General features: G+C 48.6%; 2 protein-coding genes. Both read left to right on the top strand.

Annotated elements, in window-relative coordinates; genetic code table 11:
* A partial coding sequence (locus R7Z77_RS25375) for a glycosyl hydrolase family 8 (RefSeq protein ID WP_318137048.1) occupies window positions 1–464 on the top strand: 464 nt, incomplete at its 5' end.
* The coding region (locus R7Z77_RS25380) for a hypothetical protein (RefSeq protein WP_318137049.1) at window positions 443–730 on the top strand (288 nt) is incomplete at its 3' end. The genes R7Z77_RS25375 and R7Z77_RS25380, both read left to right, overlap by 22 nt.

Raw genomic sequence — 730 nt, forward strand, 5'->3', positions numbered from 1 at the left:
GCTTTAGCCCAGACTGGGCGACATTGAGAAATGGTCGTTATAGCTCAGATGGGGTCACTGGGCCGATAGGCAGTTACAACGCGATCCGCACTTATCTTTGGGTGGGCATGTTAAATGACCAAGTTTCAGAAAAAGCGGTATTAGTGCAAAAAATGCAGCCGTTTGTGGCGGCAACCAAAGCCCTTGGTGCGCCAGCGAGAGAAGTAAATACTGAAACGGGTAAATATACCCAAGCAGGAAGCGCAGGTTTTTCTGCTGCGGCTCTTCCGTTGCTCGCGGCTTCTGATGAATCTGCACTGTTGGAGGCGCAGTTTCGTCGTGCTCAAAATGAACTTGTGGTGGACAAAAACGATCATTATTACGACAACGTATTAAGTCTATTTGGGCTTGGTTGGCATGAAGAACGTTACCGTTTTGGTGTGCAAGGTGAATTGCTTCCTGTATGGAGCGAGAGACGTCAGTAACAGGATACGTGTTATGGTGGATTCCACTGGTTGCTTTGGCGGCTGGTGGCGTCGGCACTGTGCATGCAGAAAGCTTTAGCTCAAAACCTCTGACAAAGTCGCAGCTCGCACAGGTCTACAAACCTATCGAGCTGGTTCAATTTCCCACATCATTAGCACGAGTTGACTCGGTTGAGTGGTTAGTTGAGCAGCTAAAACTAGCAGATGCGATTGGCCGAGATGATATTGTCGAGAGTACTCTAGAGAGGCTGTTCGCGATTGAAGAA

The organism is Vibrio sp. 1401 (assembly GCF_033340295.1).